General features: G+C 46.0%; 1 protein-coding gene. It reads left to right on the forward strand.

Features of this window, described 5'->3' with window-relative positions; all coding sequences use genetic code 11:
• On the forward strand, positions 1 to 291 hold a 291-nt coding region (locus SB660_RS19865; protein WP_410583993.1), incomplete at both ends, for a YwhD family protein.

Here is a 291-nt window from a genome sequence, read left to right on the forward strand (position 1 = left end):
CCCGTATTCGTTGATGTAGAGGAAAAAGAAGCGTTCGTAGACATCGGCGCCATGCATGCCCGCAGCACCGTCGAAAAAGGAATTAAATTTCTCCCGAATAAAGAAGAAGTTCCGAACGGAAAACCATACTGGCTTGTGTGGGTAACGATTGACAGAAAAGAAGAGGGGCCTTATTACGCTGGTGTGACAGCTTGTGAAATGACGGTCGACAGAAGCATCAGAAGAGGCTACAAGTCACTGCCTGAGCATGTGAATCTGATGGATAAATCCATGAAACGGAAAATCATCGTT

Source organism: Bacillus sp. SIMBA_005, from assembly GCF_046535585.1.
Taxonomy (GTDB): Bacteria; Bacillota; Bacilli; order Bacillales; family Bacillaceae; genus Bacillus; species Bacillus pumilus.